At 71.3% G+C, this 16,960-nt stretch carries 18 protein-coding genes; 12 read left to right on the plus strand and 6 right to left on the minus strand.

What is annotated here, in order from left to right; translation table 11 throughout:
- Nucleotides 1-39 precede the first annotated feature (39 nt).
- The gene (locus KM933_RS11060) at nt 40-930 is read right to left on the minus strand and encodes a hypothetical protein (RefSeq protein WP_221350789.1); all 891 of its coding nucleotides are present in this window, start codon (nt 928-930) and stop codon (nt 40-42) included.
- 377 nt (nt 931-1,307) lie between these two features.
- Between KM933_RS11060 and KM933_RS11065 the strand changes: the two genes are divergently transcribed.
- Entirely contained in the window at nt 1,308-2,432 is a 1,125-nt protein-coding gene (locus tag KM933_RS11065) for a GNAT family N-acetyltransferase (protein ID WP_221350791.1), read from the plus strand.
- Nucleotides 2,433-2,504: 72 nt separating this feature from the next.
- Here the strand turns inward: KM933_RS11065 and KM933_RS11070 are convergent, their stop codons facing one another.
- Nucleotides 2,505-2,969 (minus strand): hypothetical protein, encoded by a 465-nt coding sequence (locus KM933_RS11070; RefSeq protein ID WP_221350793.1) that lies wholly within the window; start codon nt 2,967-2,969, stop codon nt 2,505-2,507.
- Nucleotides 2,970-3,249: 280 nt separating this feature from the next.
- Between KM933_RS11070 and KM933_RS11075 the strand changes: the two genes are divergently transcribed.
- Nucleotides 3,250-4,473, plus strand: coding sequence for a phospholipase D-like domain-containing protein (locus tag KM933_RS11075; protein WP_221350795.1), 1,224 nt, complete (start codon nt 3,250-3,252; stop codon nt 4,471-4,473).
- 51 nt (nt 4,474-4,524) lie between these two features.
- On the opposite strand, the gene KM933_RS11080 is transcribed toward KM933_RS11075, so the two are convergent.
- Entirely contained in the window at nt 4,525-5,229 is a 705-nt protein-coding gene (locus tag KM933_RS11080; RefSeq protein ID WP_221350797.1) for a GAF and ANTAR domain-containing protein, read from the minus strand.
- Between the two features lie 255 nt (nt 5,230-5,484).
- Here KM933_RS11080 and KM933_RS11085 point away from each other — a divergent pair, with 255 nt between their 5' ends.
- From KM933_RS11085 to KM933_RS11100, 4 genes are all read left to right on the plus strand, one after another.
- Entirely contained in the window at nt 5,485-5,733 is a 249-nt protein-coding gene (locus KM933_RS11085; RefSeq protein ID WP_221350799.1) for a WhiB family transcriptional regulator, read from the plus strand.
- A 181-nt stretch (nt 5,734-5,914) separates the two neighbouring features.
- Nucleotides 5,915-6,289 (plus strand): hypothetical protein, encoded by a 375-nt coding sequence (locus KM933_RS11090; protein ID WP_221350801.1) that lies wholly within the window; start codon nt 5,915-5,917, stop codon nt 6,287-6,289.
- A gap of 193 nt (nt 6,290-6,482) precedes the next feature.
- Complete coding sequence (locus KM933_RS11095) at nt 6,483-6,866, plus strand: hypothetical protein (protein ID WP_221350803.1); 384 nt, start codon at nt 6,483-6,485, stop codon at nt 6,864-6,866.
- Between the two features lie 123 nt (nt 6,867-6,989).
- Nucleotides 6,990-7,481 (plus strand): hemerythrin domain-containing protein, encoded by a 492-nt coding sequence (locus KM933_RS11100; protein ID WP_221350805.1) that lies wholly within the window; start codon nt 6,990-6,992, stop codon nt 7,479-7,481.
- Between the two features lie 278 nt (nt 7,482-7,759).
- Here the strand turns inward: KM933_RS11100 and KM933_RS11105 are convergent, their stop codons facing one another.
- Both KM933_RS11105 and KM933_RS11110 read right to left on the minus strand, forming a co-directional pair.
- Nucleotides 7,760-8,215, minus strand: coding sequence for an ATP-binding protein (locus tag KM933_RS11105; protein WP_221350807.1), 456 nt, complete (start codon nt 8,213-8,215; stop codon nt 7,760-7,762).
- A gap of 75 nt (nt 8,216-8,290) precedes the next feature.
- On the minus strand, nt 8,291-8,464 hold the full coding sequence (locus KM933_RS11110; protein WP_221350809.1) for a CsbD family protein: 174 nt from the start codon (nt 8,462-8,464) through the stop codon (nt 8,291-8,293).
- 501 nt (nt 8,465-8,965) lie between these two features.
- Between KM933_RS11110 and KM933_RS11115 the strand changes: the two genes are divergently transcribed.
- From KM933_RS11115 to KM933_RS11130, 4 genes are all read left to right on the plus strand, one after another.
- Entirely contained in the window at nt 8,966-9,943 is a 978-nt protein-coding gene (locus tag KM933_RS11115) for an ABC transporter substrate-binding protein (RefSeq protein WP_221350811.1), read from the plus strand.
- 36 nt (nt 9,944-9,979) lie between these two features.
- A complete protein-coding gene (locus KM933_RS11120) occupies nt 9,980-10,645 on the plus strand; it encodes a TetR/AcrR family transcriptional regulator (RefSeq protein ID WP_221350813.1) in 666 nt (221 codons plus the stop codon).
- A 92-nt stretch (nt 10,646-10,737) separates the two neighbouring features.
- Nucleotides 10,738-11,793 carry a threonine aldolase family protein gene (locus tag KM933_RS11125; RefSeq protein ID WP_221350815.1) on the plus strand — a complete coding sequence of 352 codons (1,056 nt, stop codon included), beginning with the start codon at nt 10,738-10,740 and terminating at the stop codon, nt 11,791-11,793.
- 337 nt (nt 11,794-12,130) lie between these two features.
- The gene (locus KM933_RS11130) at nt 12,131-13,096 is read left to right on the plus strand and encodes a YihY/virulence factor BrkB family protein (protein WP_221350817.1); all 966 of its coding nucleotides are present in this window, start codon (nt 12,131-12,133) and stop codon (nt 13,094-13,096) included.
- Between the two features lie 99 nt (nt 13,097-13,195).
- On the opposite strand, the gene KM933_RS11135 is transcribed toward KM933_RS11130, so the two are convergent.
- Nucleotides 13,196-13,555, minus strand: coding sequence for a hypothetical protein (locus KM933_RS11135; RefSeq protein WP_221350819.1), 360 nt, complete (start codon nt 13,553-13,555; stop codon nt 13,196-13,198).
- A 289-nt stretch (nt 13,556-13,844) separates the two neighbouring features.
- Here KM933_RS11135 and KM933_RS11140 point away from each other — a divergent pair, with 289 nt between their 5' ends.
- Nucleotides 13,845-15,113, plus strand: coding sequence for a PucR family transcriptional regulator (locus KM933_RS11140; RefSeq protein WP_221350821.1), 1,269 nt, complete (start codon nt 13,845-13,847; stop codon nt 15,111-15,113).
- 121 nt (nt 15,114-15,234) lie between these two features.
- The gene (locus KM933_RS11145) at nt 15,235-16,899 is read left to right on the plus strand and encodes a GMC oxidoreductase (RefSeq protein WP_221350823.1); all 1,665 of its coding nucleotides are present in this window, start codon (nt 15,235-15,237) and stop codon (nt 16,897-16,899) included.
- The last annotated feature ends 61 nt before the right edge of the window (nt 16,900-16,960 follow it).

Consider the following 16,960-nt stretch of genomic DNA (forward strand, 5'->3'; position numbering starts at 1 on the left):
CGACGGGGACACCGGGCCCCGTCGGCCGTCCGGTGGCGGTCAGACGGTTTCCGGTGCCTGCTCGGTGGCCGCGTCCGCCGCGGCGCCGGTGGGAGCGGTGGTGCTCCCGGACGTGGTGTAGAAGACGGACGACCCCTGCTTGGTGCGCTGGACCTGTCCCTTGGCGACGAGTCCCTCCACCGTGGTGCGTACGACCTTGGGCTTGATCTCGCGCTCGGGGTGGGCCTCGGCCAGCGCGGTGGCGATCTCCGCGGACGAGCGCGGCTCGGACTGCCGGCCGAGGTGCTCGCGGATGAGCTCGACCAGGGTGGGCTTGACGGCGGCGGACTTCGCGGCGGCGGACCCGGCCGCGGCGGGCTTCGGGGCGGCTGCCCCGGCATCGGCGGAATCGGTGGGAATGGCGGAAGCGGTGGGAACGGCAGAACCGGCAGAACCGGCGGACTTCGAAGCAGTGGACTCGGCGGCCGGCTTCGTGGTGGCCGGCTTGGCCGCGGTCGACTTCGTGGCGGTCCTGGCGGCCGCGGACTTCGCCGCCGGCTTCGTGGCGGCCGTCTTCGTAGGGGCCGTCTTCGTGGCGGCAGCCCTCGTGGTGGCCGGCTTCTTCCGCTTCTTCGCCGTCGTCGCGGCCGAAGCCTGGCGCGGTACCGAGGGCTTGGGCGCGGCGCTCTTCGCCGTGTCCTCCTTGCCCTTCTCGTCCTTCTCGTCCTTCTCCGTGTCCGCGCCGGCCTGCGCGGAACCGTCGCCACCCAGTGCCCGCCGCAGTTCCGCCAGCAGGGTCTGGTCGTGCCGCAGGGCACGCAACTGCTCCTCCAGCGCCGCCACTTCGGCGCCGATACGTTCCTGCTCCCTGATGTTCCGTTCGAGGTCCCCGGCCACCTGGGCGGCGTACTGGGTCTTGAGCTCCGTGGCGGCCGATTCGACTTCGGACATGGTGGTCACCTTTCCTCGTCTTTCCTCGTCATCGTGTGGTGCTGGGGCCGGATGCTACTCGCATCATCCAGCCATGATCCCGGACAGGTCGGAACCGTTCCGGTGCATCCGCGGTCCGCATCATGGCGTCGGGGGCCGCGCAGGCGCAGGCGGGACCGCTTGCCGGGGACGCCGTACCTCCCGTGCCGAGTCATGTCTCCTGTGCAAAGCGATGTCTCGTTTTCAACCTTCAAGGTGACAGTGCGGGTGCCCCGACCTGTTTTGCCGGTGCTTCGGTCTTCTTTTGCCGGGACCGACGCTCTTGACAGTCTGCGTGCTGTTTCGCCAGGTTTGAGCATCGTCGCACGCGGAGCCCGAGGAAGGACGGTCGATCCGAGGTGGAGATCAGCATCCACAGACCTCAGTCGCTGAGTGACACGCTGCGCGGGGCCTGGCACCGCGCGGCGGACGAGTCACCCGACTACGCCAACCCCTTCCTCTCACCGGAGTTCGCGGCGGGTGTCGGCCGGTACCGCGGCGGGGCGCGGGTGGCGGTGCTGCACGAGGGCGCGGAGGCCGTCGGCTTCTTCCCGTACGAGCGCAACTCGTTCGGTGTGGGGCGGGCCATCGGCCTCGGTCTGTCCGACTGCCAGGCCCTCGTGCACCGGCCCGGAGTCACCTGGGACACCGGACAACTGCTGCGGGCGTGCGGGCTGTCGGTCTTCGAGTTCGACCACCTGGTCCAGGAGCAGCGGCAGTTCAGCCGCTTCGTCACGGGAACGTTCGCGTCACCGGTGGTCGACCTGGAGCCGGGCGGGGGAAGTTACGCGGAATGGCTGCGGGGCGCGTACCCGGGACTGGCCAAGACGACGCTGAAGAAGGAACGCCGACTGGGACGCAACCTGGGCGAGATGCGCTTCGTCTTCGACGAGCGCGACCCCGCGATGCTGCACAGGCTCATGGAGTGGAAGTCCGCCCAGTACCGCAGGACGTCACGGATGGACCGGTTCGCGCGGCCCTGGATCGTGAACGTCGTGGACCACCTGTTCCAGGTGCGCGAGGAGCACTTCACCGGCGTGCTCTCGGTGGTCTACGCCGGGGACCGGCCGGTGGCCGCCCACTTCGGACCGAGGTCGCGTACGGTCCTCGCGGCCTGGTTCACCGCGTACGACCCCGAACTGCGCTACTACTCACCCGGGTTGATCATGCACCTCCGGATGGCGCACGCCGCGGGCCGTGAGGGGGTGCGGCTCATGGACCTGGGACGTGGTGACAAGGAGTACAAGGACTGGCTCAAGACCCGGGAACTGCGTGTGGGGGAGGGCTTCGCGAGCCGCCCCCATCCGGTGGCCACGGCGCACCGGATGTGGCGCAGACCGGTACGGGGGCTGCGGAACACGGTCCTGGCCCATCCCCGGCTGAGGGAGCCCGCCGACCGCCTGCTGAAGACGGTCGGCGCACTGCGCACCTCCGCCGGTACGGGCTCCGGGCGCACGGCCTCCGGCCGGGTGGCGAGGTCCTGACTGCGGCTCCCGGCAGCGGGACCCCGTGGCGGGTCCCGCTGCCGGGAGCCGGCGGCGAGTCCCCGCGGCGGGTCAGCGGTGGTCGTCCCCGCTCGCCCCCAGGGAGCTGTCGGGTTTGCCCAAGGACCATCCGGAGATGTCCGCGAGCCGCCCCCGCCACAGGGGCATGACGACGGGCCCGCCCGGCCCGGCCACACTGGTGGCGTCGCGCAGATGGATCCACTGGGGCAGGCGCTGCGGGGCCGGACGGCCCTGCTTCTCGGCGACCGCCTGGTCCACCTGCTCGGGGAAGCGTTCCAGCAGCTGGGCGCCGGCTCCGTCGACGCCGCGCAGACTGTGCGCCCAGTCGGTCTTCCACGCCTTGTGCGAGATCAGGTCGCCGTAGAGGAGACCGCCCCCGATGACCAGGGTGATGGGAAGGGCGGCCTGCGGGTCCTGGCCGACCAGCCGTACCAGCATCTGCAACTGCAGATCCGGCACGGATTCGCTCAGGATCGGCGCTGCGGCCTCACGGAGCGGGTCCTGCTCTTCACTCACGGCCTTGCTCGTCCTTTCGGTCCGCGCCGGAAGCCGTCGCTTCGCCGGCGTTCACGGAGGAGATCACGGGTACCGCCTTACCATGGAGAACGAAGTACGTCTCTCCTGCCCGGCCCGCCCGCATGCATGTGCGCGCGGTCCGATCGATCACAGCTGTCACGTTCGTCTCCCTCCGCTTCGGATGCCCGGGAAGCCGGAGTACAGTCTGCTGGCCGCGCCCGTGCCGGACCGGGCAGCGTGCGCCTTCCTGTCCCCTTTTCTGTGCCGGCCGGGTGATGCCATGACCAGTACGCAGGAACAGCCGGAGACGACGTCCCGCACGTCCGGGACCCATGCCTCGCCGGTGTACGCGGAACGCGCGGAGCGGATACGCCGACGGCTGGAGAGACTCATAGGCATCGCGGCGACCGAGGGAAACTCCCTCACGCCGCTGCGCAACGGCGACCAGATCTTCGCCGCGATGCTCGCGGCCATCCGGTCCGCGGAGCACACGGTGGACATGATGACCTTCGTCTACTGGAAGGGCGACATCGCCGTGGAGTTCGCGGAGGCGCTCGCCGAGCGCGCCCGCGCCGGCGTGCGGGTGCGACTGCTGCTGGACGGCTTCGGCAGCAGGCTGATCGAGAAGAACCTGCTGCGGGCCATGGAGCAGGCCGGGGTGCAGGTGGCGTGGTTCCGCAGGCCGCTCGCGCTCTCGCCGCTCAAGCAGAACCACCGCTGCCACCGCAAGGTTCTCGTCGTCGACGAGCGGCGGGCCTTCACCGGCGGGGTGGGGATCGCGGAGGAGTGGTGCGGCGACGCGCGCAACGAACACGAGTGGCGGGACACCCACGTCGAGGTCCGCGGGCCCGCCGTGGACGGCGTCGCCGCCGCGTTCGCGCAGAACTGGGCCGAGTGCCACGACGACCTCTTCGACACCCGCGACCGGTTCGTCGCACACGAACCGCAGGGCGGGGCCGTGGTGCAGGTGGTGCGCGGCTCGGCCAGCTTCGGCTGGCAGGACATGCAGACCCTGCTGCGGGTGATGCTGGAGTCGGCCGAGGAGCGCTTCCGGCTGGCCACCGCCTACTTCTCGCCGGACGCGTTCTTCGTCGAGCTGCTGTGCGCGGCGGCCCGCCGGGGGGTGGAGGTGGAGATCCTGCTGCCGGGTCCGCACACGGACAAACGGGTCTGCCAGCTCGCCGGCCAGAACTACTACGAGGACCTCACCGCCTGCGGCGTGAAGATCTACCAGTACCAGCCCACGATGATGCACGCCAAGGTCATCACCGTGGACCGGGTCGCCGCGCTGGTCGGTTCGACCAACTTCAACCGCCGCTCGCTGGACCACGACGAGGAGATCATGCTCGCCGTGCTCGACGAGGAGTTCACGGCCACGCTCGACGGCCACTTCGACGAGGACGTCGCGGACAGCATCCTGATAGAGGAAGGCCGCTGGAAGCGGCGCTCGGTCGTCCAGCGGGCCCGGGAGGTGGCGGTCATCCCCATCCGCCGCTTCCTGTAGAGCCGCCCCTGCGGGGCCGTCCCCGGCCCCGCCGCCCCGCCGCCCGGCCGGTCAGCCGGGCTTCTCGCCCGTGCGGCAGATCTGGCGGGCGATCTCGCGCAGCTTGACGTTGCGGTCCTGCGAGGTCTTCTTGAGCACCTTGAACGCCGTGTCCTCGCTCAGGCCGTAGCGCCCCATGAGGATGCCCATGGCCTCGCCGATCTCGTGCCGGGTCTCCAGGGCGTGGCCGAGCTGCTGATGCGTACGGGCCGCCGAGAAGGCCACGGCCGCGTGCGAGGCGAGGATCCAGCCGGCCTGCTGGGCGGCCCTGTCGAAGGTGCCCGGGATGCGCGAGTACAGGTTCAGGGCGCCGAGGTTGTCGTCCTCGGTGAAGAGGAGCAGGCCCATCATGCTTCCCATGCCGAGCTTCCTCAGCGCGGGGGTGAAACGGGGCCACCGCTCGTTCGGCTGCCGCATGTCCTGGATGCCGTAGATCTGCTGACGATCGGTCACCGCGTCGAAACACGGGCCCTCCCGCAGTTCCTGCTGCACCCTGTCCGCGCGGCGCACCAGGTCGCTCGTCGCGGACAGGGCGTGCACCTCACCGTGACGCACGGTGAGAATGCCCGCTTCGTCGCACCCGTTGATCAAAACTTTCGCGTGTTCCACGACACGGTCCAGGGTGTCCTGGGCGGAGTCCTGCGCCAGTAGGTCCCGCGCCATCCCCGCCACGGCGATCGCGAACTGCTCCCAGACCTCGCCCGGCTGCTGCGACATGTATCACCTGCTCTTTTGGTGAAGCGTTCCGGATGTCACCCCGTGACGGCCCATCTTGCCACCCGGGTTCCCGCGCCGTGCCGGAGCGCGGTTCTTCGCGGCCGGCCGGCCCCGGCCCGTCCGTGCTCGGCGGCGGCGCGGACCGTTCGAGTGGCGTTGTCCCACGAGACTTCTTGTTTCACCTGTGCGGTCATGGGTGACCCGGGGGGAGACCCAATCCCGTGAACGACACCCCTGAGACCGAAGGAGGCCCCCATGGAGGGCTGGCGCGAGAACGCGGAATGCCGCACGGTCGACCCCGACCTCTTCTTCCCGATCGGCAACACGGGCCCGGCGCTCGCGCAGATCGAGGACGCGAAGAGCGTCTGCCGACGCTGTCCCGTGCAGCAGGAGTGCCTGGACTGGGCGCTCGACACGGGCCAGAGCATCGGCGTGTGGGGCGGCAGGAGCGAGAACGAACGGCGTGCCCTGCGCCGCCGTACCCGCCGCAGCTCCAGCGCGTGACCGCGGGAGCGCACCGGGCGATGTTCGTCGAGTGGAGCGTTCGCGGACCTCACCGTCCGCGGCTCCTCCCGGCGGAATGACATAACGGTTCGTCAGTGCCGACAGGTGTCGGCCCTCGCGACGTGGGCAGGCGGAATTGCTGAAGGAAGCATTCGGCGCCGTACCCGAGCGAGGTGGAGCAGTGAGCCTGGAGGAGGACCGAGCGTCCGGTCTCGACGAGACGTACGACGACACGTACGACGAGACGTATGACGGGGCGGCGGAGCCGTCCGGGGACGAACGTGACGCCTGGGCGCGGGTACGGCGCTCGGCCACGGGAATGTGCCACCACGAGGCGAAGGAAGCGCTGGAGGACGCCCGCAGGGCGGCGGCCGGCGACGAGGCGCTCACCGGCCGGGACACACTGATCGCGCAGGCGGAGATCGAGGAGTGGGAGCGCATCACCGAGGCGCTCTCCGGCCACGCCGGGGCGTACGACAGCGCCGACGACCCCTTCGTCCGGGGCGAGCTGGAGGGCCGCGCCCATCACGCCCCGACACCGTCCCACCGCCGGTGAAGGCGATTCCGGGGAAGGGCCCGCAGCGGCTCCGGCCGCGTTGTCAGTGCCCTCCGGAAGAATGCCGTGCAGTGAGAACGCCCTCGCTCCCGGTGACACGCGATCGAACCCGTCCGTCGAAAGGCCGCCCGCACATGACGCCCACTCCCCGCCGCCGTGCCGTGCCGCGAGCTTCGAACGGAGAGCGCTGATCATGCTGCGAGCTCTTCCGCGCAAGTCCGTGCCGCTCGGCCCCACCGGTGCCGAGGTCCTGCGTCTCATCACGGTGCAGCGCGTCCCCGTCTGCCTGACCGTCCACGCCAACGGCCGCCGCAGATACGGCTACTGGCAGACCGCCGGGACCGGTTCCGGATTCGGCGGCTGCTACGTGGCGCTGCCCACGGACGAGTGCGACGCGCTGCACGCGGCGGGCCGGATCGTACTGGGGGACCCGGTGACAGATCCGGCGAAGACCACGTACCCGGTGCGTCCTGTCGCGCGGGTCCCGGCTTCCTCGGCGGGTGCATCCCGGCCCTCCCCGGCGGGTGCATCCCGGCCTTCCTCCGCGGGTCTGCCGCGGCGGGCCCTCACGGCGTGACGTCTCGTCACGCCGTGCGCGGCCGCGCCTTCTCCGGCGTTCCGCACGGGCTCTTTTCCTCCGCGATTACGGGGGTAGTCGGGTGCGAGTACCGAACCCCCACCGAGGAAGGCACGCCGCACCATGCCCGAGACACGAGATGTCGTCGAACTCATCCTTGATGACCACCGGAGGATGGAGGAACTCTTCCGGCAGATGCGCAGTGTCGAGGCCGACCGGCAGGCCGCGCTGAAAGAGTTCGCCGACCTCCTGACAGCCCACGCACTCGCGGAGGAGTCCAAGGTCTACCCCGCGCTCAAGCGGTACAGGGACATCGACAACGAGGAGGTCGAGCACGGCGAGGAGGAGCACGAGGAGGGCAACAAGGCGCTGCTCGCCCTCCTGGAGGTCGACGAGGTCGGCTCCGACGAATGGGACGAGAAGCTGGAGGAGCTCGTGGAGGCGATCACGCACCACGCCGACGAGGAGGAGCGCACCATCCTCAACGGAGCGCGGGAGAACGTCGCCATGGAGCGCCGCGAGGAACTCGGCGCGGCCTTCCTGGAGGAGCGGGCGCACCAGCTGAAGTCCGGCTGCGGCTCGATCGACAACATCCGCAGCATCGTCAAGAGCTGATCCCCGGGGCCGGCCGCCCGGGTCCGACGGGGCCGGCCCGCAGCAGTGCGGTCGTACGCCTTGGGCGATGCGGTCGTAGGTCCGGTGACCGGGCGCACCCGCGGGTGCGCCCGGTTCGGCGTGTGCGCCGGTGGCACGACCGGGCGGGGGTGCGGGCGCGGGCGGGCGCGCGGACGAGACGGAGACGGTGGAGAAGGCGGAGAACCGGCCGGGCGCAGGACCGACCGGAGTGTGCCGGGAGCCGAAGCCGGAAGACCAGGACCGATCCGCGGCGGCCCTCAGCGACGGGTGAACGGCACCACGGCCGTGATGCGCTTTCCTCCGGTCCGCAGTTCCGAGATCGTGATGTCGCGGGCGAGGCGGCAGACGATGGGCCAGCCATGGCCGCCGGGGCGCATGAAGCCCCGTTCGCCGGTGTGTTGTTTCGGTGCGGGGAATTCCTGGCTGCGGTCGTACACCGACAGGCGTACGTCCTCGTCGTCGAAGGTCACCTCGAACCCGGTGACCCCGCCGCCGTGCAGCATCGCGTTGGTGGTGAGTTCCGAGGCGACGAGCAGGGCGTCGCCGATGATCTCGTCGCCGCCCAGGGCGTTGTGCCGTCGGGATCGGCGCGCCTCCGCGAGGGCGTTCCGCACCTCCTCGCGCACCTCGGCCGGAGTGCACGGCCGGGACCGGGTGAGCCGAGACGGCGTGGGGGCCGTCCCGACGGGAGGCGTCCGGTGCTCCACGAGCATGTTCTCGCTCCTTCGCCTTAAAAGAAGCGGGCCCGCCGCAAGAGCGTGCGACGGGCCCTGCGCATTAGGTGATCCTCAATGCCGGAATGTGTCCTTGGCCTTTTCCTTGGCCTGGCGCGCATCGCCCTTGGACTGGTCAGCCTTGCCTTCGGCGGTCAGACGCTCGTTTCCGACAGTCTTGCCGACGGTCTCCTTGACCTTGCCCTTGGTCTGCTCGGTCTTGGCCTTGGCCTTCTCGTTCTCAGCCACTGCGGATCACATCCTCACTTGAAGCTCGTCCGTGCGATCTACTGTTACGGCTGACCTGAGAGAGCCGGTCCAAACACGGCTTTTCGAGAATGCGGCGGACTTCCCCCGAACGGCCGGATCAATCCGCGGAGGACAGGAAAAAGGGTGTCGGATTGTGACGGGTAATGCAGGGGGGCAAAACAATGATCTTCGGCGCAGCTGTCCTGCCGCACCGGCCGTTCTGCCGCACGGGCTGTCCGGTCGTACGGTCCGTCCGGTCGTACGGTCCGTCCCGCCGTGATCGCGGATGCCCCGCGCCGGCCGCGCGCGAGCGGCCGGCAGTCGGCCTCCCGCGTCCGGAGTGCTGACAGCGTGAAGCCGGGTCGGTAGATTCCTGCCGTCACGAGAATGCACACCATCGGTCGAACCCCGGAACCGCCCCGTGGAACCGACCTGCCGTGTCGTATCGCGTCACGCCGAGCCGGCGCCCCGGGCACCCGTGCTTTCCGTCAGGAGGAGCCCATGCAGAGGCGCGTTCCGGGATGTGCGGCCGTACTGGCCGTGATCGTCGCGACGGCCGGATGCGGTTCGTCGGACCCGGGGGACGGCGGTTCGCCGCCCTCGGGCGGGGACGGGACGACACGGGTCAAGGTCGGCGTCATTCCGATCGTCGACGTGGCCCCGCTCTACCTGGGACAGAAGAAGGGTTTCTTCGGCAGCCGGGGCATCGAGCTGGAGACGGTGAGTGCCCAGGGCGGTGCGGCGATCATCCCCGGTGTGGTCAGCGGTCAGTTCCAGTTCGGTTTCAGCAACACCACGTCGCTGATGATCGCGCAGGTCAAAGGAGTCCCGGTCAAGTCCGTGGTGAACGGCGCGGCCTCGAACGGCAGGGTCGGGGGCGACGTCACCGGTGTGGGCGTCAGGAAGGACAGCCCGGTCAAGTCGGCCGGGGACCTCGCCGGGCGCACGGTGGCGGTGAACGCCCTGCGGAACATCGGGGACACGACGGTGCGCGAGTCGGTGCGTGCGGCCGGCGGGGACCCGTCGGAGGTCGAGTTCGTGGAGATACCGTTCGACCGGATGCCCGCCGCCCTGGACGACGGGCGGGTGGACGCCGCGTGGATGGGCGAGCCCTCGATGACGATCGCCAAGGCGCGGGGTGCCCGTGTCGTGGCCTCACCGTTCGCCGAGACGGACCCGGAGCTCACGGTGGCGACGTACTTCACCTCGACCCGGCTGGCGGAGCGGGAGCCCGGCCTGGTGGAGAAGTTCGCCGAGGCCATGGCCGAGTCGCTGCGTTACGCCTCGGACCATCCCGACGAGGCACGCCGCACCCTCGCCACGTACACGGAGATCAGTGGTGACGTGCTGGAGGAGCTCGCGCTGCCCGCCTGGCCGGCGGAGGTCGACAGGGCCTCCCTGGAGAAGCTGGCCTCGCTCGGCGAGCGCGACGGACTCTTCGGTGACGGGGAGCCCGACCTGGACGCCCTGTTCCCCTGACGACCCGGCGATACAACGTATCGTACGATGACACGCATGCCCCGGCACTCCCCGTCCCTGGACCGCGCGACCCCCGACCGCATCGCCAGGACCGCCCTCCGCCTCGTCGACGAGGCGGGCCCCGAAGCGCTGACCTTCCGCGCGCTGGCCGCCCGGCTCGGTATCTCCCTCGCCTCCCTCCAGCGCCGCTGCACCGACCTCGCCGGACTGCTGGACCTGTGCACCGACCACCTGGCCGCCCGGCTGCCCGACATCGGGCCCGGCACCGACTGGTCCACGGCCACCGAGGCGCGGTTCACGGCTCTGTACCGCCTGCTGTCCGCCCACCCGGGGCTGCTCACGCTCCGGGGCGCCCGTCCCTGGCTCGGCCCGAATCTGCTGGCCCGCCTCGTCGAGCCGCAGCTCGCCGACAGCCTGGCGGCCGGGATGACCCCCGAGGAGGCGATCACCGCCTACCGGCGGATCTACCTGCTCACCCTCGGCAGCGCGAGCTTCGTGGACCACCGCGATCCCAGGGGCACCCGGGCGCTCGCCCGTACCGCCCTGGCCTCGCTCGACCCGGAGGACCACCCGGTGCTGACCGGCAACATGGCGGCGATCCTGCCCGCCCTGACCGACCACGAGGTCTATTACGGCGCGCTGCGGCAGCTGATCCTGGCCGCCGACCCGGCGCGGACGGCGACCGACGCCGGCCCGCCGTGACCGCCGTCCCCGCCCCGGACGGCTCGACCGTCCGACCCTTCGCCCGACCGCCCGACCGCCCGACCGTCAACGTGAAGTCAGGACCCCCCGGCATGAGCAACAGCACCACCCCCACCGCCCGTACGTTCAGCAGTGACAACGCGGCCGGTGCCTCCCCGGAGATCGTCGAGGCGGTCGTCCGGGCCGCCGCGGGACAGGCCCCGCCGTACGGGTCGGACGACGTGACGGCCGGTGTCCGCCGCCGGCTGTCCGAGATCTTCGAACGTGACGTCGACCTCCTGGTCGTCTCCACGGGGTCCGCCGCCAACGCCCTGAGCCTGGCCGCCCTGACCCCGCCCTGGGGCAGTGTGCTGTGCCACCGGGACAGCCACATCAACAACGACGAGTGCGGGGCCCCCGAGTTCTACACCGCGGGGGCGAAGCTGGTGGGGCTCGGCGGTGACGACGCCAAGATCGACGCGGACGAGCTCCGTGCGGCCGTACGGCACAAGGCCGGTGACGTGCACAGTGTGGAGCCCTCTGTGGTGAGTCTCACCCAGGCCACCGAGACCGGCGCCGTCTACTCCGTCGAGGAGGTCCGCGCCCTCGGCGCCGTGACCGAGGAGGCGGGCCTGCGGCTCCACATGGACGGAGCCCGGTTCGCGGGAGCCGTCGCCGCCCTCGGGACGGCCCCCGCCGAGCTGACCTGGCGGGCCGGTGTCGACCTGCTGTCGTTCGGCGCCACCAAGAACGGCACGATGACCGCCGAGGCGATCGTCGTCTTCGACCGTTCCCTCACCGCCGAACTCTCCTTCCGCGCCAAGAGGGCCGGCCAGCTCGCCTCCAAGACGCGCTTCCACGCCGCCCAGCTCGACGCCTACCTGACCGACGGCCTCTGGCTGCGCAACGCGACCCACGCCAACGCCATGGCCGCCCGCCTCCAGGACGGTCTCAAGGCCATACCCGGGGTCGGCCTCCTCGGTACCGCGGAGGCCAACATCCTCTTCTGCAGGCTGCCGCACCACGTCACCGAAGCCCTGCTGGCGGAGGGGTACGTCTTCTACCACGACCGCTGGGAGCCCGGTGTCGTCCGCTTCGTCGCCTCCTTCGCGACGACGCCGCAGGACATCGACGGCCTGCTCGACGCCGTCCGCCGCCACGCCGCCTGAGCCCTGTCGCGCCCGTGCCGGTCGCGCTGCACCGGCCGTCCGGCGTACCGGTCGCGCCGAGCCGGGGAGTCGTCCGGCCTGCCGGTCCGCGAGCGCCGGGTCGTACCCGTGATCCGGCCGGGCCCGGCCCCATGATGCCCCATGATGACGGGACGCACCGGAAGCCGGCCGGGCCCGTCCGGCCCGGCCCGCACGCGACCGGACGCATGTGCGATCATCTCCCGCCCGCGACGGCTGATTTCCCCACCACCGGCAAGACGGGAACAAGACGGCAAGGGGAGTCGGCCGGCGGTGCGCGGCCGGGAGGCCGGACGAACGACACGAGGAGACATACGCGATGGGTACCGCCGTGCACGTCCCGCAGACACGGGACATGATCGGGGAGGAACTCTCCGGTGACGAGGCGCTCACCGCGCTGCGGCACTACGGTGGCCGTCGTCTGCTGGTGGACGCGTTCACCCGCTTCCGCTACGCCGACGGTTTCACCAACGCCCGCTCCCTGGCCTTCCAGGTGGTCGTGGGCATGGTCCCCTTCACCATCGCGCTGGTGGGGGTGGCCACGACCGTCCACACGGAGAGCCTCGGACGGATCATCGAGCTCACCCTCGCCCGGATCGTGCCCGGCGCCAGCGCCGATCTGGTCGAGGACGCCCTGGGCAAGACGGCGCGCAGTGCCGGCTCCGGCGTCTGGGGCGCCCTGGCGATGTGGTTCGGCCTGGGCTTCGCCGTACTCAACCTGGCCTCGGCGATGAGCCAGATCGAGAGGGGCGCCAACCGTATCTACGGCATCGAGCGCGACCGCCCGTTCCTGAGCAAGTACGCCCGCTCCCTGTTCCTCGCCCTCGCCGCGGGCATGCCCATGGTGCTGGGGTTCCTCGTCCTCGTCGCCGGTGACGCGGTGGGGGACTCGGTGGTCCAGGCCCTCGGCTGGTCCGGGGACGGCCTGGACCGGTGGCGGCCGCTGCAGGTGCCGCTGGGCGTGGCACTGGCGTGGGTCGCCTCCGCGGTGATCTTCCGCTGGGCCCCGCGCAGGGTCCAGCCGGGCTACACCTGGCTCGCCTTCGGTTCGGCCGTCCACCTGGTGCTCTGGGTCGCGGCCACCTGGCTGCTGGCGCTCTACGTCGCCGAGAGCGGGTCGTTCGGCGCCGTCTACGGCCCGCTGACCGCGTTCGTCGCCCTGCTCCTGTGGGCCAACCTCACCGGTGTCGCGCTCTTCCTCGGCGTGGCGTTCGCCGCCCAGTTGGAGGCAGCCCGGGCCGGCATCACCGAGGCGGTCGAACCGGACCCCGGCTCCGGCCCCTGAACCCGCGGGGACCTCCCGGCTCCGGCCCTCCGGCCCTCCGGCCCCCGGGGCCCACGGGGGTCAGCCCCGGGGGCGTACGCGCCCCGGACCGTCAAGTCGTCACCGCCGGCCCGCCGGTGTCTCGGTGCGGTGGTCGTAGTACGCCCACAGCGTGACCGCCACGGCAGCGGTGCCCGCGACCGCCGCCGCCCGCAGCGCGCCCGACGTGGCCAGGGCGACCAGGACGGTCGCGCCGCCACCGACCAGCATGATCACGCGGCTCACGAGGCGCTGTCCGGGCGCCTGCGGCTCCTCGCGGTCCTTGAGGTCGTGCAGGGCGTCGTGGGCCGGGTGCCTCGACCCGCGCCGGGTACGGGCCCGGTACGCCAGCCCGTAACTGATCAGCGCGTACAGGGCGAGGGCTCCCAGGGCCCAGAACCAGCCGTCGGCGTCCCCGCCGCTCCCACGTGCCAGATACATGACATCTCCTCCCGCCGTGGTTCCCGGTTGCCCCTCGACCAGCGAAGCACGCGGGCCTGCCGCGGCACGGCGGGATGCCCCACCCGCCCCTGACGGAGCGTCATGCGGGGGAAGGGTCGGGCCGGTGGAAAAGAACGCCGCAGAACCCTAGGGACCGACTGGACGGTATGTCATTCTACGGGGCAGGACGGGACAGGTGCGGATCAGCGCGGGATCCACGGCCGGCGGACGGCCGCGCGGGGACCGCGGTGCGCGCACCGCCACGGAGCCGACGCCCCGGGAGAACGCGATGCATCAGGCAGTACGGTCCCGATCCGGGCTCGGCCGCGGGCCGTCGTCCCGAGCGCTGTCGCGTGCCCCGAAGGCCCGTTCGCTGATCGACGCCGACGCCCTGCGCGTCCTGCACCGGTCGGCCCGGGTGCTGCTGAACAGCCTTCCCGAGCTGACCGACCGGCTCGTGGCGGCGCTGCGGGAACGCGAACCCGCCTACCGGAGCACCCTGGAGAGCGACCCCGTGGGGACGTGGCAGGAGGCGCACCGGTCGCTGCGGCACAGCGTCGGCTCCCTGCTCGACCCGCGCGGCGCCCGGGAGGCGGCACTGCGCTGCTCGTGGCGGATCGGCGCCGCGCGCGCCGAGGAGGGGCTGCCGCTGGACGCGCTCCTGCACGCCTTCCGGCTCGGCGGCTCCCTGATCTGGCAGGCGCTGGTCGAGGAGACCTCCCGGACCGCCCCCGAGGACGTCCGTCTGCTCGTCCATGTGGCGGCCGACGTGTGGAACTTCGTCGACGAGCACTGCACCCTGGTGGCGGACGTCTACCGCAAGGTCGAACGGCAGCACGCGTGGCGCCAGGAGCACCGGGTGCGTCTGCTGACCGCGGCCCTGCTCGACGGGACGAGCCGGATCGCCGACGTCGCCGAGACGGCCGAGGTCCTGGGCCTGCCGGAACAGGGCCGGTACGCGGTGGTCGCCGTCGCGGGCGGGCGCCAGGCCGGCCGCGCCGGGCCGCCCGCGGCGGTCCTGCCGGCCGGCACGCGCGTGCACTGGCACAAGGGGGTGGACGTCGACCACGGAATCGTCCTGGTCGACGACGGGGACCCGTCCGGCCCCGCGGTGACGCCGGCCGCCCCCGCGGGTGCGCGGATCGGTGTCGGACCCGTCGTGGCGGGGCTCGCCGCGGTGGGTGACGCCCGCAGGCTGGCGGACATGGCTCTGGGCATGTGCGCGGACGACGGAGGCACCGTACGGCTGACCGAGCGGTTGCCCGCGGCCCTCGTCCTGTCCTGTCCCGAACTGGGCGGCGCGCTGGCCCGGGAGGTCCTCGGGCCGCTGCTGCGCCTCGAACCGTCCGACCGCGACATCCTGCTGGACACACTGGCGGCGTGGCTGGAGTGCGACGGCTCGGCGCAGCGGGCGAGCGTCCGCCTGTACTGCCACCGCAACACCGTCCTGAACCGGCTCAAGAGGTGCGAACAGCTGACCGGGCGCTCGCTCGCCCGCCCGGCGGACATGGTGGAGTTCAGTCTCGCGCTGACCGCCCACCGGCTGCTGGGCGACTGAGCACCGCGGGTACGTGATGTCCACTATGTGATCGTTTGAAAGTTACCTCAAGGTATGGCGTGACTTCTCACGGGTCTCCTACTAGAACCCGTTTCACTCTACGGAGAGTGAGGAGCCACGCATGTATGACGATTCCCCACGTGGGGCCCGCCCTGGAGGTGTGTCCCGTAGAAGATTCATCGCTGGAACCGGTTCTGTTCTCGGCTCGGCCGCGCTGGCCGGTCAGGCGCCCCCGGCCCTCGCCGCCACCGCCCCCGAGGCCACCGCCCCCGAGGCCGCGGCCGCCGTGATCGAGCCGGGGGCACATGTCCCCGCCCTCGTGATCGGCACCGGGTACGGCGGTTCCGTGGCCGCCCTGCGCCTGGCCCAGGCGGGCGTCGACGTGCACATGGCCGAGATGGGCATGGCGTGGGACACCCCCGGGCCGGACGGCAGGATCTTCGCCAACACGACGAGCCCCGACTACCGTTCCTACTGGCTGCGGACCCGGACGAAGCAGCCGCTCAGCAACTTCCTCGGCTTCCCCATCGACCGGGACGTCCCGCGCCACACCGGCATCCTGGACGCCGAGGAGATGGGCGGCATCATCGTCTACCAGGGCCGCGGCGTCGGCGGCGGCTCGCTGGTCAACGGCGGCATGGCGGTCACCCCCAGGCGGGAGAACTTCGGCGCCGTCCTGCCGTCGGTCGCGCCCGACGAGATGTACTCCGTCTACTACCCCCGCGCCAACCAGGGCCTCGGCGTCGGCACGGTCGACCCGGACTGGTTCGAGACCGCCGACTGCTACCAGTACGCGCGGGTCGGCCGTAAGCACGCCCAGCGGTCGGGATTCCCGTTCGTCTTCGTACCCGATGTGTACGACTGGGACTACATGGAGCAGGAGGCCGCCGGGACCGTGCCGAGGTCCGCGCTGGCGGGCGAGATCCTCTACGGCAACAACCACGGCAAGAAATCCCTGCAGAAGACCTACCTCGCCCGGGCGAAGGCCACCGGACGGGTCGTCGTCTCGGCCCTGCACAAGGTCACTTCGGTCACCCCGGCGGCCGGCTCCCGCTACACGGTCGTCATCGACCAGCTCGACACCACCGGCGCCACCACGGCCACCAAGACCGTCACCGCCGACCGGGTGTTCTTCGCGGCCGGCAGCGTCGGTACGAGCAAGCTCCTGGTCCGGCTGAAGGCCACCGGTGCGCTGCCGGGTCTCAACGCCGAGGTGGGCAGGGGCTGGGGTGACAACGGCAATGTGATGTGCGGCCGCGCCAACCACCTGTGGGACCCCACCGGCGCCCTGCAGTCGGCCATCCCGTGCTGCGGCATCGACAACTGGGCCGCGGGCGGCGCGTTCGCCGAGGTGGCCCCCCTGCCCACCGGTATCGAGACCTACGCCTCGTTCTACCTGTCGATCACCAGGAATCCCCACCGCGCCCGGTTCTCGTGGAACGCCGCCGCGGGGAAGGTCGACCTCGACTGGCAGACCGCCTGGAAGCAGCCGTCCGTCGACATGGCCAGGACGATCTTCGACGAGATCAACGCCAAGGAGGGGACGATCTACCGGACCGACCTCTTCGGCACCTACAAGATCTGGGGCGACCATCTCACGTACCACCCCCTGGGCGGCGCGGTGCTGAACAGGGCGACGGACAACCACGGCCGCCTGCACGGGTATCCGGGGCTGTACGTCATCGACGGCGCACTCATCCCGGGCAACACCACCGTCAACCCGTTCGTCACCATCACGGCGCTCGCCGAACGCAACATCGAGGCGATCATCGCCGCGGACCTGTAGCCCCGCGGCGGAAGGGAAGGAAGGGAAGGAAGGGAAGGGTACGCAGCCGGGGCCGCCCGGA

The organism is Streptomyces beigongshangae (genome assembly GCF_019710745.1).
Lineage (GTDB): Bacteria > Actinomycetota > Actinomycetes > Streptomycetales > Streptomycetaceae > Streptomyces > Streptomyces beigongshangae.

Excerpts from the sequence above, each read along its gene's own strand:
- KM933_RS11060 (WP_221350789.1), bottom strand. The coding sequence starts at position 930 with ATGTCCGAAGTCGAATCGGCCGCCACGGAGCTCAAGACCCAGTACGCC.
- KM933_RS11075 (WP_221350795.1), top strand. The coding sequence starts at position 3,250 with ATGACCAGTACGCAGGAACAGCCGGAGACGACGTCCCGCACGTCCGGG.
- KM933_RS11080 (WP_221350797.1), bottom strand. The coding sequence starts at position 5,229 with ATGTCGCAGCAGCCGGGCGAGGTCTGGGAGCAGTTCGCGATCGCCGTG.
- KM933_RS11085 (WP_221350799.1), top strand. The coding sequence starts at position 5,485 with ATGGAGGGCTGGCGCGAGAACGCGGAATGCCGCACGGTCGACCCCGAC.
- KM933_RS11095 (WP_221350803.1), top strand. The coding sequence starts at position 6,483 with ATGCTGCGAGCTCTTCCGCGCAAGTCCGTGCCGCTCGGCCCCACCGGT.
- KM933_RS11100 (WP_221350805.1), top strand. The coding sequence starts at position 6,990 with ATGCCCGAGACACGAGATGTCGTCGAACTCATCCTTGATGACCACCGG.
- KM933_RS11105 (WP_221350807.1), bottom strand. The coding sequence starts at position 8,215 with ATGCTCGTGGAGCACCGGACGCCTCCCGTCGGGACGGCCCCCACGCCG.
- KM933_RS11115 (WP_221350811.1), top strand. The coding sequence starts at position 8,966 with ATGCAGAGGCGCGTTCCGGGATGTGCGGCCGTACTGGCCGTGATCGTC.
- KM933_RS11120 (WP_221350813.1), top strand. The coding sequence starts at position 9,980 with ATGCCCCGGCACTCCCCGTCCCTGGACCGCGCGACCCCCGACCGCATC.
- KM933_RS11125 (WP_221350815.1), top strand. The coding sequence starts at position 10,738 with ATGAGCAACAGCACCACCCCCACCGCCCGTACGTTCAGCAGTGACAAC.
- KM933_RS11130 (WP_221350817.1), top strand. The coding sequence starts at position 12,131 with ATGGGTACCGCCGTGCACGTCCCGCAGACACGGGACATGATCGGGGAG.
- KM933_RS11135 (WP_221350819.1), bottom strand. The coding sequence starts at position 13,555 with ATGTATCTGGCACGTGGGAGCGGCGGGGACGCCGACGGCTGGTTCTGG.
- KM933_RS11140 (WP_221350821.1), top strand. The coding sequence starts at position 13,845 with ATGCATCAGGCAGTACGGTCCCGATCCGGGCTCGGCCGCGGGCCGTCG.
- KM933_RS11145 (WP_221350823.1), top strand. The coding sequence starts at position 15,235 with ATGTATGACGATTCCCCACGTGGGGCCCGCCCTGGAGGTGTGTCCCGT.